Raw genomic sequence first — 16,124 nt, 5'->3', positions numbered from 1 at the left:
TTCTTCGCGCCAACAGGAACACAAAGTGAACATTTTTGACATACTGCCCTCGCCTTTTTTCAGCGGCTATCCTAAAACCCTTTAATGGACGCTGCGCTGCTACCCAATCGCTTTCAGAGCTGGTTTGCCTCAAGAGGATGGGCCCCAAGGGCGCACCAGCTGCAGCTTATCGATCATCTGGCGCAGGGGCACTCCACCTTGCTGATCGCACCGACAGGTGCGGGCAAGACACTCGCCGGGTTCCTGCCGTCGCTTGTGGAGCTGGAGCGACGCGGCAAGCGCAAACCCGGTGAGCCCGGCAACGGTATCCACACGCTTTACATTTCACCCCTGAAAGCGCTTGCGGTCGATATTGCGCGCAATCTGGAAGCGCCCGTTGCTGAAATGAACCTACCGCTCAGGCTGGAGACACGCACAGGCGATACACCCTCACACAAGAGACAGCGCCAGAAACTCAACCCACCGGACGTGCTCCTTACAACGCCTGAGCAGATTGCGCTGCTGCTGTCGGATCCAGGGTCTGCAAGACTGTTTGCGTCGCTGAAGACGGTCATCCTCGATGAGCTTCACGCCCTGGTCACCTCCAAGCGCGGAGATCTGCTTGCGCTCGGACTGGCGCGCTTGCGCCGGCTTGCGCCAAATCTCAGAACCATCGGCCTGTCAGCGACCGTGGCCGAACCCGACGATCTGCGCGCCTATCTGGTCGAGCAGCCCGACGCCGACAGAAGGTCTCTTTCACATGTGGTCCAGGTCTCCGGCGGAGCGCAGCCGGAAATCTCCATTCTGGACTCAGAAGAGCGGCTGCCATGGTCCGGTCACTCGTCCCGCTACGCCATCGGAGACATTTATCGCCTGATCAAGGCGCATAGTGTTTCGCTGCTTTTCGTGAACACGCGCAGCCAGGCGGAGATGGTGTTTCAGGAACTCTGGCGCATTAATGAAGACACATTGCCGATCGCCCTTCATCACGGCTCGCTCGACGTCGGGCAACGGCGCAAAGTGGAAGCGGCCATGGCGTCCGGCACATTACGCGCCGTGGTGGCAACATCGTCACTCGACATGGGCATTGACTGGGGCGACATCGATCTTGTCGTCAATATCGGCGCACCCAAGGGCGCAAGCCGTCTGGCGCAGCGGATCGGACGTGCGAACCACCGCATGGACGAACCGTCCAGGGCCGTGCTGATACCGTCGAACCGTTTCGAGGTTCTCGAGTGCCAGGCCGCCCTTGCCGCGTCCAGGCGAGGCGAACAAGACACGCCACCGCTGCGAAAAGGGGCGCTCGATGTTCTGGCCCAGCATGTTCTTGGCCTTGCCTGCGCCGATCCACTCGATCTGACCGCGATTTTCGATGAAATCCGTTCCTCTGAAACCTACCGGTCGCTCGACTGGGAGACCTTCGAGCGGGTTGTCGATTTTGTCGCCACCGGCGGCTATGCGCTGAAGAGCTACGATCAATACGCAAAGCTGCGGAAGGGCAAAGACGGCCTCTGGCGGATTGCCCACCCGAAAATCGCGCAGCAGTACCGGCTCAACGTGGGCACGATCGTCGAGGCCCCCAAGCTCAAGGTCCGCCTCGTTCGTTCAAAGGCGGACGGTCGGCGGACGCCGGTCGGGCGCGGTGGACGTGTTCTTGGTGAAATCGAGGAGTATTTTGTCGACCAGATGGTTCAGGGGGATACGTTTCTCTTCGGCGGCGAAGTCGTGCGTTTCGAAGGCATTCGCGAAAACGAAGCCTTTGTCTCGCGGGCCAAGACCGACAATCCGATGATACCTTCCTACATGGGCGGCAAGTTCCCACTGTCTACCTATCTGGCAGAAGGCGTGCGGGCGATGCTGGCAAGCCCGACAAGCTGGAAACATCTGCCCGGCCAGGTGCGCGAATGGCTGGAGATCCAAAAGAGCAAATCCGTTCTGCCGGCCCGCGATGGTCTTCTGGTCGAAACCTTTCCCCGTTCCAACAAGCATTACATGGTCTGTTACCCCTTTGAGGGGCGCCTTGCGCATCAGACGCTCGGCATGCTTTTAACCAAACGCCTGGAACGGTTAGGGGCGCGGCCGATGGGCTTTGTGGCCAACGACTATGCGCTGTCGGTCTGGGGTCTCGGCGACCTGTCGCTTTTGTTTTCCTCCGGCAAGATTTCGCTGGATGCGCTTTTTGAAGAAGACATTCTCGGCGATGATCTCGACGCCTGGCTGGCCGATTCAAGCCTGATGAAACGCACTTTCCGCAACTGCGCCATCATTGGCGGACTGATTGAACGGCGGCATCCGGGTCAGGAAAAAACCGGGCGCCAGATGACGGTTTCCTCCGACCTGATCTACGATGTTCTCAGGGCGCATGAGCCCGACCATATCCTGCTCAAGGCAACGTGGAGCGATGCTGCCGAAGGACTTCTGGATATCTCGCGCCTCGGTGAACTTCTTGCCCGAATTCGCGGGAGAATCACGCATACTACCTTGACGCGCGTTTCCCCGCTTGCGGTCCCTATCCTCCTGGAAATAGGAAAAGAACCGGTTTATGGCGAGGCAATGGATTCACTCCTTGAAGACGCGGCTGAGGTTTTGGTTCAGGAGGCTATGGAATGAATGTTCTGACTTCGCATATGCGCAAATACGAAGCTGCGCCTGTGTGTCACGACATTCAGATCAACGGCCAGCTTGTCGGCCTGCACGACAGTGGCATCTTGTGGTGGCCGGAGGAATCTCTTCTTGTGGTTGCCGATCTGCACCTGGAAAAAGGCTCCAGCTACGCACGGCGCGGTGTGATGTTGCCGCCCTACGACACCGGGGCGACGCTGGAGAAACTCGCCGGTGTGATGGATGCGTTCGACCCGGCCTGCGTGATCTGCCTTGGCGACAGCTTCCATGATGCTGACGGGTCGGACCGGCTGCCCGCCCCCTACCGGGCCATGCTGACCACTCTCCAACTTGGCCGGGAATGGATCTGGGTGACCGGCAATCACGATCCGGTTGCACCTGTTCGCCTGTGCGGGGAGACGGTCGAAGAAATCTCCGTCGGCCCTTTAAAGTTCCGACACGAGCCCGTGGAAGAAATCGGCGCTGAGCGCGCCTTGGGTGAGATTTGCGGGCATTTGCACCCGGTTGCCCGCGTCCGCCGCTTCGGCCGTTCAATCCGCCGCGCCTGCTTCATCACCGACGGCACCCGTCTGGTATTGCCCGCCTTTGGCGCTTTGACCGGCGGCCTTAACGTAACGGACCGTGCCTACTCAGCGCTCTTTAGCCGCCGCCAATTCTCGGTTTTCATGCTCGGCAATGACCGGCTCTTTCCGTTCACGGCCAGCCGGCTTGTCGGAGACTGAGGCACATTATCGAAACAAAGGCCGGAGCGTTTCGAGTTTCCGGTCAATCGCTCGCCGTTTCCGGCTGGGGCATGAAATAGAAATCGCGGCCGTTCGTGCCTTTTCGTTTCATCAAAACGACCTCTTCGCCGACAGCAGCGATATCCGAATTCCCACTGCGAACGGTGACTTCGCTGCCATCCTCCAATCGGACGCGCAAAGTCGTGCGCAAGGATCCATCGTCCCTTTGATCGATTGAATGATCAAGCAGCACACCGCTGATCGGCTCTCCGCTATGACGACTGACGCCGCTCTGGGACAGCATGAACAGGGTGATTGCAATGGCAAGCGGAACGCCGATCACGGCGGCAATCAGCATATTCCGCATGCGTTCCGCCCACATCAGACGATCAAGTTTCCTGTTTACACTCAAGCGCTTCTCCAGCCCTTTCCAACGTTTCAGCCGCGCCGGTGCGCACCAGCAGCTTGAACTTCAGGTGGTGGCTGAACTTGAGTTTGCAACCACTTCCCGGAAAACCGCGCACATATTGGTACCGATGACCGTTCGGCCACTTTGCATGGTGCCGCGTTCAAGGCCTGTTATTTGCGAAAGCAACAACACCTGCGCATCAGCAGCCAAGAACCAGTCGCCTGGGAATGCGCAATCGGATCAGGTTTCCTCGCCCACCTTCACCCAGGCAATCACCAGCTCATAGAAGACCGCGAGGATCACCGGTCCGAGGAAGAGACCGAGAAGGCCGTGCGCGATGGTGCCGCCGAGAACACCGATAAGAATGATAAGCATGGGAACATCGAGGCCGCGCGACATCAAGATCGGACGCAGGACATTGTCGACCAGCATGACCGGGACCATCAGTAAGGTGAAGAGGAGCGCAGGCACCAGATCCCAGGAGCTCCAGGCCCAGATGATGGTTGGAATGATCACCAGTGCCGGACCGATCTGGACGATGCAGAGGATCAACGCGATAAAGGTCAGAATTCCGGCCAGCGGCACGCCGAAGGCAATCAGCAGGACCCCGGTCAGAAGGCCCTGAATGACCGCAACGCCAATGACGCCGCGCGACACGTTCCGGATGGTCGCGCCGGCGAGGTCCACGAATTCGGCCCCGCGCGGCGCGATGATCCGGTCGGCAAATCTCTTGGCGCCCCTGGCAAGCGACGGGCCGGGCACAAAGAGACAACCAGCCAGAATGATGGAGATGACAAAAAACAGGACGCTGCCGCTAAGCGAGGCGAGCATGGACAGAATACGGCCGCCGGCCGGGACCAGCATCGGGCCGACCTTCGTGAAGAAAAGTTCCAGGCTGCGGGTGGCCAGGGCCCAGAGTTCTGCAATCCTGTCGCCCAGGACAGGCAGTGCAGCGAGTTTTTCCGGCAGTGGCGGCAGCTTGAGCCCATCTCCCGTAATCCCCTGGAACCAGCCTTGCAGCGTCTCGACAAGACTGACCACGAGCACCGCCACCGGACCGATAACAATTGCAAGACACAGCAGGGTGATGAGGATTGCCGACCAGACCTTGCGCCCGCCCAGCTTCGCCGCGAGCCAGTCGTAGGCGGGATAAAGCGCAACGGTGAGAACCACGGCCCAGAGGAGAAAGAGGAAAAACGGCGCGATCAGCTGCAATGAGAAATAGGCAAAAAGCCCAAGAACACCAAGGCGGATCGCAATGTCGATGACCTTTGCATCCAGTGTTGGTTCTTGCTTAGGAGGCTCTTCGGCAGACGGTTCGGAAGTGGACTGATCAGTCATGGCGCCCCACCCTGTGATTCCCGGAAAATTCCTTTACGGCAGAATAGCCGCAGGACGTGGAAGCACCAGCAGAATATCGCAGGTTGATACGCTATCCTCGCCCCATGCATTTCGGCAAAGCCGAGACCAGTGCTGAGCGAAAAAGGATCAGTCTTTCTTGAAAATTACGCCGGCGAGCCACCCGGTGAAGATCGCCAGGATCACGGCAAGGACGCCGTAGACAAGCGGATAGTTCTGGGCAAGTTCGAATGTCACCTGCTCAAAGCCGATCTTGGCAACTGCGAGTGTCTGCTCGGTTTCGGAAATCAGCTCACCCTGATTGAAGAGGAAACTCTTCACCCTGTAATCACCGACGGGAATATTCGCAGGCAACGGTATCGTCGTCCGGAACATGGTGTCGGTCAGAAACTCGATCGATGCTTCACGCTCCGAATAGAGACCCATCTGCTGGCGCAGCCGGATAAAGGCTCTTCTGAAGTCGTCTCGGTCGGACAGCGGCACGTTCGAAACGCCCGAAACCGCCAGATTTATGTGATGGAGCCCAATGCTGTATTCGTCCAGCACTGTACGGTGGGCAATCTCGCCGATGTCGGCAGTGCTTGCAACGGCATAAAAGGACGGCACGTTCTGAAAGCGTTCCGCTTCACGGTTGACCCAAACGCCAAGAAAGCGGCCCTTGCGGCGCGTCGTGATGTCCTGTGGCGGTCCTTCCACCACGATCGCCAATTGAAAGTCGTCCGGTTCGCTGGTCTGCCGGTCGATATCGCTCGCTTGCCCGAAAATAACGATTTCCGTGCCAGTGAAGTTCGACTGGATGGACACCATGTCGGAGGAAAGCGCGGTAACCAGATCCTTGGATTGTTCTTCCTCCTGAGCAGCACTCGCCGTCAAACCGAGGACCATGCAGACAAGGAGGAGAACCGGACGGATCATGATCCTGCCCCCTTGCGGATCGCGATGGAGTAAAGATCCTCCGGCACCAGCAGCAGATCAACGGCAAAACGCAGGCCAACGCCCAGGACAAGCAGAGCCAGCAAAAGGCGCAGCTGGTCACCGCGCAGGTTCTGGCCCATGCGCGCGCCGAATTGCGCCCCGATGACCCCACCGATCATCAGCGTCATCGCAAGAACGATGTCGACGGTTTTCGTTCCCATGGCATGGAAGATCGTTGCTGCGGCCATTGTGAAGAGGATCTGAAACAGCGACGTGCCGATCACGATGTTGGTCGGAACCCGGAGCAGGTAAATCAGCGCCGGCACCATCATGAAGCCGCCACCGATACCCAGAATGGTGCCGAGGAAGCCGATTATCGCGCCCAGCCCGACAACCGGGATGACACTGACATAGAGCTTTGAGCGTCGAAACCGGACTTTCAGCGGCAGACCATGAATCCAGTTGTGTTGTCCGGGCTTGCGGGCCGTTGGCGCAGCGCCGGACTTTCGCCGGCGAATGGCCCGGACGGATTCAAACAGCATGAGCCCGCCGATTGCACCGAGAAACGTCACGTAAGACAACGAAATCACGAGATCCAGCTGTCCCACGGACTGCAGCACATCGAACAGGATCACACCAATCAACGATCCGAACACACCACCGGCAAGCAATATGGTTGCAAGCTTCATGTCGATGGCTTTTCGTCGCAAATAGGTCACGACAGCGGACGCAGAGGACGCGACCACCTGAGTGGTCACGGTCGCCACCGATACAGCGGGTGGAATACCGGAAAAGATCAGAAGCGGCGTCAGAAGAAATCCACCGCCGATGCCGAAGAGACCGGACAAGAACCCAACAGCGCCGCCCATCGCAAAAATCACGAAGATATTCACCGGGATTTCGGCTATGGGCAGGTAGAGTTGCACTGGGTTACGCCGGACAGACTACGGGTTGGATCGTGTTAAAATTAAACTGGACTGGTTAAAAACCCGTGCCTGCCAAAGTGTCAACCAGCAGGCACGTCACTTCTCTTTGGAAAAACGACTTTCGCTCAAATTGCCTGGCTCTTCAGCTCGTCCATCAGCTTTCGGTCGACTTCTCCCGTTTCTGCCATCCCGATGCTACGCTGGAAAGCTTTGATGGCGCTGCGCGTGCGCGGCCCCATTTGCCCATCCGGCGTACCCGTATCGAAGCCGAGGTAATTCAGCTTGTCCTGCGCTTCGCGGATCATGTCCGTATTGCCGGCTGGCGCCGCGGCCGAAACATTTGCCGCAGGCAATGCGGCTTCGTCCGCCCAGCTCGGCTCAAGCGTCACCTTGTTCGCCTTCGGATCCGGTTCCTGAAGCGAGAAACCCTCCACCGCCAGGCGTGCGTTGGCGAGCGTCTGCTGATCCATCATGTTGGCAACGTCGTCGCGACGCTTTGCAGCTTCCGGATCGCCCTTGTCGGCTGCAATGGCAAACCATTTGTAGCTAGCAACAAGATCCTTATCGACGCCGATCCCTCCGGCATAAAGGATACCGAGATTGAAGAGGCTGTCCTTGACACCGTAATTGGCGGCTGCCTCGAACCACATTGCGGCCTTGGCATAGTCAGGCTCCTGTCCGCCACCTTCCGCAAACAATACCGCCAGGTTGTGCATGGCCTTGGCATTCCCGGCCTGCGCGGCCTGCGAATACCAGGCTCTTGCCTTGGCGACATCCTTGTCGACTCCTCTGCCCTTTTCATAAAGGCTTGCGAGCCGGTATTGCGCGGGTGGCAGTCCCTTGTTGGCCGCTTTCTGATACCAGACGGCTGCCTTGGCCAGATCAGCCGGAACGCCTTTTCCTTCGGTGTATCGGACGCCAACAAGAAATTCCGCTGCCGGATTGCCGCCAGCAGCAGCGCTGCGCAATGCCATCGGGCCAACACCCTCCGGCGGCAGATTGGCAATCAGGCCACCGGCTCCGCTTTGCGGTGTCGTCAGCGCGCCCGGCGCGGTAAGTGTTACGCCATCATCGATTGCGCTCTGTCCGAAATTGCCGGCAGCGCCGGCAGGTGGTGCAAATGCGACTTCGGGCGCTGGCGATTCCGTGGACGTCGCCGGTGTGGCGCGAACGTTCGCCGCCGCCGCGGCCTGCTCCGTTACCGGCGCCTGCTCGCTCGCGCTGGTATTCGCCGCCACTGTCGGTGGTGGCGCTGCACTGACCGGATTGGTTCCCGTATCCCGTGGTGCGGATACTGCCGAAGCGCCAGCAGTCTCGACAGCCCCGCTTTGTGAACTGACGGCTCCACTGGCACCGGCAGCGGTCGCCAGAGCCGCATCACTGCCAACCGGCGCTGGAGAAGCATCAACAATATTCGATTTTTCCGGCTCAGCGGAGGCGACGGGAGCACTGTCACCCGATCCTGCGACGAACTTGTAAGCTGTCAGTGTGCCCAGGGTGAGGACGACCGCAACGGCTGCCAGCATAATGACCCGGCGCCGGTTGCCACCGCGTTGCGCGGTTTCAGGTGCCGGACGATCTCCCGGCAAAACCTGCGCCTGTGGATCTTCGGGAAAGTCTTCGACAAGGTCGTCTGCGCCGAGCTCCAGGTCGTCGCTCGGCTCTTGTCTGTCTTCAGCGGATTTCGATGCACCGTCGCGTTTCAAGACATTCCGGAGCCAGCCAACACGCGCCTTACCGCGCCCGGCATTGCCTTCTTCCAGCTCAGACGCCTGCGACTTTTCGAGCTTTTCAGCTTCCACCGATGCGGCCTGTGCGGCGCGCCGCGCTGCCGCTATGAAATCGGCCTTGCGCGCACGCGAGCGGTCTTCCGGGCTGTCCGACCGCGGATCGGCAGCCGCTGCTGCCTTGTTCAAAGCTTCACGGGTTGGCTGGGCCGGTTGAGCCGGTTGGCTCAGCACCGGTGCCGGTTGTTCGGCGAAGGCCTGCGCGCTGTCGGTAACAGGTGTTTTGGCAGATGCGTTCGGCTGCGCCCTGACATCTGAACGCTCGAGGTTGTCCAAGCGCTCGGTCAAGGACCCCAGCACGGACTTGACGCTTTCAAAGGTGTTTCGCGTGCGCTGTTCACCTCCTTCAGCAGCATCAAGCAGACGTTTCAGGTCGCCCTGCAGCGCGGAAATGGCCTCGTCATATTGTTCGGAGCGCGGGCTTGGCGCGTTTGCCACCGCATCGAACGCCGCTTTTCTGGCTATGTCGGTGACATCCGTTCTGGTTTGTTCCAGTCCGCGCTCGATGCGCTCAAGAACCGGACCCACGTCGCCAAGACCCTGCGGCGAAACGGAGGCACTGCTTTCAATCTGGGCAGCGAGCGCGGCAACCTTCTCACCCAACTGTTCAAAGCGGTCATCGTCGGTCGCCTCCGCTCCCTTGGACACAAGTTGTGCAAGATCGGATATCCGGGCTTCAAGGTTCTCCGTCGAGGACGGGACCGCCACGCTGTCACGCATGGACCCGATCTCTTCACGCAGTTTATCGAGATCGGAAGTGGTGACCGTGTCTTTGGGCTCGTCGAGCCGCGCGGACAAGTGGTTCAGCCTTTCCTGGACCTGTGCGAGGATCTTTGCGTCCGGACCTGTTGCAGCGCGCACGGCGGCTGCATCAAACACCGGAGCCGGACGTGATGCTTTCTTCTCGATGACATCGATCTTGCCGGAGATGCCCTCCAGGCGCTGTTCCAGTGCCTTGAAGGCGCCGGCATCGGCGGACGGAAGCGGAGCAGCCTGTTCAATTCTGTCAAGACGGTCGACGATATCATCGAGGCGACTGTCGACCTGTGACAAGTGCTCGTTGTCACCGGACGCAAGACGATCGTCGGCCATCATCCCGGCGATGTCTTCCAGGCGCCCCTGCAGGCGCGCGATGGTCTCCGGTTGCGGCATGCGTTCTTCCATAGCGGACAGACGCGTGTCGAGCCCGCGCTGTTCGCGTGCCAGCACCTCCAGATCGTCCAGGCGTCCGGAGACAAACTTCATGCGGTCGTCGATACCCTCAATCAGCCCCTTGATGTCGATCTGCTCGACATAACCGCGAACCTCACGCAGTTCGGCCCGCAGAGGCTCGATTTCCATCTGACCTTCGCGCTGAAGGAGTTCTTCCATCCGCTCTGCGATGTTTGCAACGCGGTCTTCAAGCACCATCAGATGCTCGGAACGCGGCAATGCTGAGAACGCTTCTTCGATTTCATTCAAACGGACGGTGACGCCGTGCAGGACACGTGGGTCCAACGCGGCCCTGGAAAGCTCGTCCAGGCGCTGCAAAATGTGTGAATAGCCATGCTCAAGGGTTTGCAGAGCACCTTCCACATTCGTGCGCCCGACCATGGATTTCAGGTCTGCGACTTCCTTACGGATCTCTGCAGCAAACTGTTCTCCGCGCTTGTCGGCGCGCAGACGCTCGACCATATCCGCAAGACGGCGAAGTTCAGCGTTCTGCCGGCCGACTGTTTCACTGGTTCCGCGGGAAATACCACCGAGCGCCTCACGTAGCGAGCCGAGCTCCTCGCGAACCTGAATGAATGCCTTTTCCTGCGGTGCGCGAAGGGCATCGATACGACGTCCCAGGTCCTTGTAGATATGAAGCGATGCCTCGTTGTGCGCGTGCTGCATAGGACCGCGGGGCGAACGAGTATCATAACCGTAATCTTCGTCATATCCGCCAGGCTCACGCGCGTCGCCATAGGCTGCAGGAGGCGCTTCGTAGTGGCGGCCTTCTTCAAGAGCATCCATTGCATAGCGTCCCGGCTGCGGGTGCGAACGGTGCGTGCCGTGCCTTTCGACATCGTCGTAGGATGTCGCGCTCGCCAATCCCTGCACCTGCTCGTCCAGACGATCCAGCGCACCAAGAACATCTTCGATACCGCTTGATGGCGGCGGTGCATGGCGTTGAGGTGCGCTGCGCTGAGGCCGTGACGGACGCTTGGGCCGTGACGGTGAATTTCCGCCCCGTTCCGACAACATCCGGTCGAGCTCGTCCGCGACGGCATTCAAATCGTCGTCACGGCTGTCGCGCATCCGAGAGTCATACCCACCGCCCAGGGCGGTCGCCGTGCGCGTCAACCGTTCTATGCGGTCCCGAGCCGGTTCTCTGCCTGCTGTTTCGTAAAAGTCGTCGCTTTCATACGCATCACGGCCGCGGCGTCCTGCCTCGTGTTTCTTCCAAGCCGGCATATCTAGACCCTGGACTTACGGTCATGACGACCGCTGTTTTAACGGACTGCCCTGATATTCCGGCAAAGGACGGAACAGTTGCAGCGTTTTAAGAGACTTTGTCGACTTAGGGTAAACAGGTCGTTAATTGGTGTTGCTAAATGCGAATTTCGCTTCATTTCGGCAAATATCGCCTGTTCATATCTCTGTCCGGCCACGAATCAACCTGTTGCGCGTTAACAATTTTCGCGGTTCGTGTGCCGCACTCTGGACCTTTACGCGTGCGTAAGCTAAACACACGGCAGCGTCAGGCCGATCGAAACACATCAGAATTTGCCCCCTTCATCGGGCACAAAACACTGTGTTGAGACCGGTCCGGACATTACGAAAAATCTGACACTGCCGGAAAACGGCTGGAAACCGAGTACCGACTAACATGAGCGAAGCGCTTTCTATTCTGAACGAAGACGATCTAGTTGATGTGGTGTCTGCCTCTGACGACAGCACCAAGAAAACACAATTTACTATTGGTGACCTGGCGAAGGAGTTCGACTGCACGTTACGGACCCTGCGGTTCTATGAGGACAAGGGGCTCCTGAACCCGAAACGCGACGGCATGAACCGGGTCTACAATCGCCGCGACCGGGCGCGCCTGAAGCTCGTCCTTATGGGCAAGCGCGTCGGCTTCTCCCTGACCGAAATCAGGGACATGCTCGATCTCTACGACCTGAGAGACGGACAAGTCACCCAGTTGCGTGTCGCTCTCTCCAAGTTCAACGAGCAGATCGCAGTCCTTGAAGACCAGAGAAAAGACATCGAGCAAGCGATTGAAGAATTGTCGCGCACCGTCGAGATCGTCTCCGGAATGCTGAAGCACAAGGAAGCTGAAGAGGCCTGATACGCGCCCATTCGAATCTATACAAAAAGCGCCGGTCGGAAGCGATCGGCGCTTTTTGTTTTCACCATTCGCAGTGTCGCCTGCGACGACACTGATTTTCAGCAAAAATCTACCCGTTTTTCGCCGCTAAGAAACGATTTCGTGACAATCACTCTCAAAAACGCTTCCCATTTACGCGTTTTGGGCACATTTTTTTGACATCCCTTACGTCGGGACACCACTTGCCGGACAAAATCAGGCCGCGTATATAGATGATCAACCTGACGTTTACGGAAACGTAAACTCAAGCACTCCGGCAGATCTGGGAGGATATGCATGCCTAGCTATAAAGCGCCCGTCGAAGACACGCTATTTCTGTTGAAAGACGTTTTCGGTTACGAACGCTATTCCAATCTTCCCGGTTTTTCCGATGCACCGCTTGATCTCGTGGAAGCGATCCTGCGCGAAGGTGGAAAATTTGCGGAGGAGATCCTCCAGCCGCTGAATCAGACCGGTGATCAGGAAGGGTGCACGCGCAATGACGACGGCACCGTCACGACACCGAAAGGATTTCTGGAAGCCTACAAGGCGTTTTGCGAAAATGGCTGGGGAACTCTCTCCGCAGATCCGGATTACGGCGGTCAGGGGCTGCCCCACACGCTGGCAACCATATTCAACGAATATGCATCGTCTGCAAACATGGCATTCTCGATGTATCCGGGGCTGACTGCCGGTGCGGTCGCAGCGCTCACGATTCACGGGACCGAAGAGCAAAAGCAAACCTATCTTCCGAACATGATTGCCGGCACATGGACCGGCACGATGAACCTTACGGAGCCCCATTGCGGCACCGACCTCGGGTTGATCCGGACGAAGGCGGTTCCACAGGCAGACGGTTCCTACAAGATTTCCGGGACGAAGATCTTCATTTCCGCCGGCGAACACGACATGGCTGACAACATTGTCCATCTCGTGCTGGCCCGGATCGAAGGTGCTCCAGATGGGGTCAAGGGCATTTCACTGTTTGTCGTTCCCCGGAACGCTGTGGGTGAAGACGGATCTGTCGGTGCCAACAATGGCGTTTCGTGCGGGTCGATCGAACATAAGATGGGCATTCACGGTAACGCAACCTGCGTCATGAACTACGACGATGCCACCGGCTGGCTGATTGGCGAGGAAAACAAAGGCCTCAAGGCCATGTTCGTGATGATGAACGAGGCCCGGCTTGGCGTTGCCGTCCAAGGTCTTTCGCAGTCCGAAGTCGCCTACCAGAATGCGGTGATCTACGCCAGAGAGCGCCTGCAGGGGCGTGCCCTCACCGGCCCAAAAAGCCCGGACAAGGCCGCGGACCCGATCATCGTTCATCCGGATGTCCGCCGGACATTGCTTTCGATCCGCGCCTTCAACGAAGCAGCGCGCGCACTGATCATCTGGACCGCGCTTCACGGCGATGTTTCGCACCGCTCGGACGACGAGAAGGACAGGCAGTTTTCCGACGACATGATGGGTCTGATGACGCCGGTTCTGAAAGGTGTTTTGACGGACACCGGTTTTGCAAACGCTGTCGACGCCCAACAGATGTATGGCGGCCATGGTTACATTGCCGAGTGGGGCATGGAACAGTTCGTGCGTGATGCCCGTATTGCCATGATCTACGAAGGCGCAAACGGCATTCAGGCCCTGGACCTTGTGGGCCGTAAGCTTCCTGCAAACGGCGGCCGGGCCGTCATGAGTTTCTTCAACGAGCTCAACACATTTTTGAAGGAAAACAAGGACAACGAGGATCTGGCAACCTTTACCGCGCCGTTGAAAAAAGGCGCGGACGATCTGCAGGCCGCCACTATGTGGTTCATGAACAACGCCATGAAGAATCCGGACAATGCAGGTGCCGGTTCGGTCGACTACATGCACCTGTTCGGTCTGGTGGCCCTCGGCTACATGTGGACCAGGATGGCAAAAACCATCAAGCAACAACTTGCCGAAGGTGCTGGTGACAAGACCGACTGGCTTGAAAACAAACTGGCGGTCGGCACCTTCTTCATGGAGCGGACGATGCCGGAAACAGCCGCGCATCTTGCCCGGATCTCTTCGGGTTCGGAAACGCTGATGTCCCTGGATGCCGAGGCGTTCTAATCACCGGTGAAGCGCAGTCCGCGATTTCTGAAATTCACCCACGCAAACCGGCAGATGGCGTTGTAGGCTCCACCCGCCAGATTTTGCCAGGGAGACGAACAAAGCATGGTCGAATACGTCCTACATTGCATGGCCCAGTCGGGTCACTCTTACAAAGCGGCTTTGATGATGGAGCTGTGCGGCGCCGATTGGGAGCCGAAATGGGTGGATTTTTTCAACGGCGAGACGCGTTCCGAGGAATTCCGCAGCAAATTGAATGAAATGGGCGAAGTTCCGGTGCTGGTCCATGGCGCGAAGATCCTGACCCAGTCCGGTGTGATCCTGGATTACCTGGTTGAACAGTTTGATCAATTCGGCTGGTCGAACGAGGACGAACGCCGGGAGATCCTGCGCTGGACGATTTTCGATAATCAGAAGGTCTCAGGTGTTGCCGGACCACTCAGATTTTTGCGGCTGTTTGCAAAGACGGGCGAAACAGAGGTCACTAAGTTTCTTGAAGGCCGGCTGAAAGGCGCACTCGCCATTCTCGACAAGCACTTTGAGAAAAATGCGTTCGCGATCGGCGACAAACCGACTACTGCCGATTTTTCGTTGTGCGGATACCTCTATGTGCGCGAGGAGATCGGCACCGAATTCGCTCCCTACCCCAATGTCATTGCCTGGCTTGAACGGATCAAAGCCTTGCCTGGCTGGAAACACCCCTATGACCTGATGCCCGGACACCCGTTGCCGGATGCCACGAAATAACCCCCTCAGAAGGAGGACGAGATGGCTGAAGCCTATATCTACGATCATGTGCGAACTCCGCGGGGCCGCGGAAAGAAAGATGGCGCGCTTCACGAAGTCCCCTCCGTGCGCCTCGCATCCACGGCGCTTGAGGCGATCCGGGACCGGAATGGCCTCGACACGGCCAAGATCGATGATGTGGTCCTTGGCTGTGTGGATCCGGTCGGCGAAGCGGGCGGCGACATTGCCCGTGCAGCCGTCTTTGCAGCCGGATACGACACCTCGGTTCCCGGCATGCAGATCAACCGCTTTTGTGCATCGGGCCTCGATGCCGTCAACATGGCATCGGCCCAGGTGATGGCGGGCCAGCACAAACTTGTCGTTGCCGGTGGTGTTGAAAGCATGAGCCGCGTCGGCATCGGGGCATCCGGTGGCGCCTGGCCGATCGAGCCCCAGGTTGCCATTCCGTCTTACTTCATGCCGCAAGGCGTTTCGGCGGACCTGATCGCAACCAAGTACGGCTTCAGCCGCGACGATTGCGACGGCTATGCCGTTGAAAGCCAGAAACGCGCCGCAGCGTCCTGGGAAGATGGGCGGTTCGCCAAATCAGTGGTGCCGGTGAAGGACATCAACGGCATCACGATCCTGGATCGCGACGAGCATATGCGGCCGGAAACGGACATGCAGTCGCTTGCCTCGCTCAACCCCTCCTTCGAACTCATGGGCAGCATGGGCGGCTTCGACGCGGTCGGTATTCAGGCGCACCCGGAGATCGAATCGATCAAGCATGTTCACCATGCCGGCAACTCCTCCGGAATTGTCGACGGTGCAGCGGCGGTCCTTATCGGTTCGAGCGCGGCCGGACGGTCGTGCGGTATCAAACCCCGGGCGCGCCTCAGGGCGTTTGCCAATATCGGCTCCGAACCGACACTCATGTTGACCGGTCCCGTCGATGTCACCGAAAAGCTGCTCAAGAACGCAAAGATGGAAATGAAGGACCTGGATCTTATCGAGATCAATGAAGCCTTCGCGTCCGTCGTTCTGCGCTACCAGCAGGCTTTCGATCTTGATCCGGATACCGTCAACGTCAATGGCGGTGCGATCGCCATGGGACACCCGCTCGGGGCAACTGGCGCGATGATCCTGGGCACCGTGCTGGACGAACTGGAACGGCGCGACCTCAACACGGCTCTCGTGACCCTGTGTATCGGCGCGGGCATGGGCACTGCAACGATTATCGAGCGAGTCTGA

General features: G+C 58.6%; 11 protein-coding genes. 6 read left to right on the top strand and 5 right to left on the bottom strand.

Features of this window, described 5'->3' with window-relative positions:
- The first annotated feature begins 84 nt into the window (after positions 1–84).
- Together ABVF61_RS18340 and pdeM are read left to right on the top strand one after the other, a co-directional pair.
- Positions 85–2,589, top strand: a complete 2,505-nt coding sequence (locus tag ABVF61_RS18340; protein WP_353994980.1) for a ligase-associated DNA damage response DEXH box helicase — start codon at positions 85–87, stop codon at positions 2,587–2,589.
- Positions 2,586–3,323 carry a ligase-associated DNA damage response endonuclease PdeM gene (gene pdeM, locus ABVF61_RS18335; protein WP_353994979.1) on the top strand — a complete coding sequence of 246 codons (738 nt, stop codon included), beginning with the start codon at positions 2,586–2,588 and terminating at the stop codon, positions 3,321–3,323. Before ABVF61_RS18340 ends, pdeM begins: the two co-directional genes overlap by 4 nt.
- 43 nt (positions 3,324–3,366) lie before the next feature.
- Here pdeM and ABVF61_RS18330 read toward each other — a convergent pair whose 3' ends face one another.
- The 5 genes from ABVF61_RS18330 to ABVF61_RS18310 all read right to left on the bottom strand — a co-directional run bounded on the left by ABVF61_RS18330 (position 3,367) and on the right by ABVF61_RS18310 (position 11,158).
- Entirely contained in the window at positions 3,367–3,735 is a 369-nt protein-coding gene (locus ABVF61_RS18330; RefSeq protein WP_353994978.1) for a hypothetical protein, read from the bottom strand.
- Positions 3,736–3,972: 237 nt separating this feature from the next.
- On the bottom strand, positions 3,973–5,073 hold the full coding sequence (locus ABVF61_RS18325) for an AI-2E family transporter (protein ID WP_353994977.1): 1,101 nt from the start codon (positions 5,071–5,073) through the stop codon (positions 3,973–3,975).
- Between the two features lie 147 nt (positions 5,074–5,220).
- Complete coding sequence (locus ABVF61_RS18320) at positions 5,221–6,006, bottom strand: TIGR02186 family protein (RefSeq protein ID WP_353994976.1); 786 nt, start codon at positions 6,004–6,006, stop codon at positions 5,221–5,223.
- A complete protein-coding gene (locus tag ABVF61_RS18315; RefSeq protein WP_353994975.1) occupies positions 6,003–6,932 on the bottom strand; it encodes a sulfite exporter TauE/SafE family protein in 930 nt (309 codons plus the stop codon). Before ABVF61_RS18315 ends, ABVF61_RS18320 begins: the two co-directional genes overlap by 4 nt.
- Positions 6,933–7,057: 125 nt before the next feature.
- Positions 7,058–11,158: a peptidoglycan-binding protein gene (locus ABVF61_RS18310; RefSeq protein WP_353994974.1), complete on the bottom strand. Its 4,101-nt coding sequence runs from the start codon at positions 11,156–11,158 to the stop codon at positions 7,058–7,060.
- A 415-nt stretch (positions 11,159–11,573) separates the two neighbouring features.
- Between ABVF61_RS18310 and ABVF61_RS18305 the strand changes: the two genes are divergently transcribed.
- The 4 genes from ABVF61_RS18305 (at position 11,574) to ABVF61_RS18290 (ending at position 16,124) form a co-directional block, all read left to right on the top strand.
- Positions 11,574–12,035: a MerR family transcriptional regulator gene (locus tag ABVF61_RS18305; RefSeq protein ID WP_299479719.1), complete on the top strand. Its 462-nt coding sequence runs from the start codon at positions 11,574–11,576 to the stop codon at positions 12,033–12,035.
- Between the two features lie 315 nt (positions 12,036–12,350).
- Complete coding sequence (locus tag ABVF61_RS18300; RefSeq protein WP_353994973.1) at positions 12,351–14,147, top strand: acyl-CoA dehydrogenase C-terminal domain-containing protein; 1,797 nt, start codon at positions 12,351–12,353, stop codon at positions 14,145–14,147.
- A 105-nt stretch (positions 14,148–14,252) separates the two neighbouring features.
- Entirely contained in the window at positions 14,253–14,894 is a 642-nt protein-coding gene (locus tag ABVF61_RS18295) for a glutathione S-transferase family protein (RefSeq protein ID WP_353994972.1), read from the top strand.
- Positions 14,895–14,915: 21 nt separating this feature from the next.
- Complete coding sequence (locus ABVF61_RS18290) at positions 14,916–16,124, top strand: acetyl-CoA C-acetyltransferase (RefSeq protein ID WP_353994971.1); 1,209 nt, start codon at positions 14,916–14,918, stop codon at positions 16,122–16,124.

This window comes from Roseibium sp. HPY-6 (genome assembly GCF_040530035.1).
Taxonomy (GTDB): Bacteria; Pseudomonadota; Alphaproteobacteria; order Rhizobiales; family Stappiaceae; genus Roseibium.
This window is presented reverse-complemented; position numbering and strand designations above follow the sequence as displayed.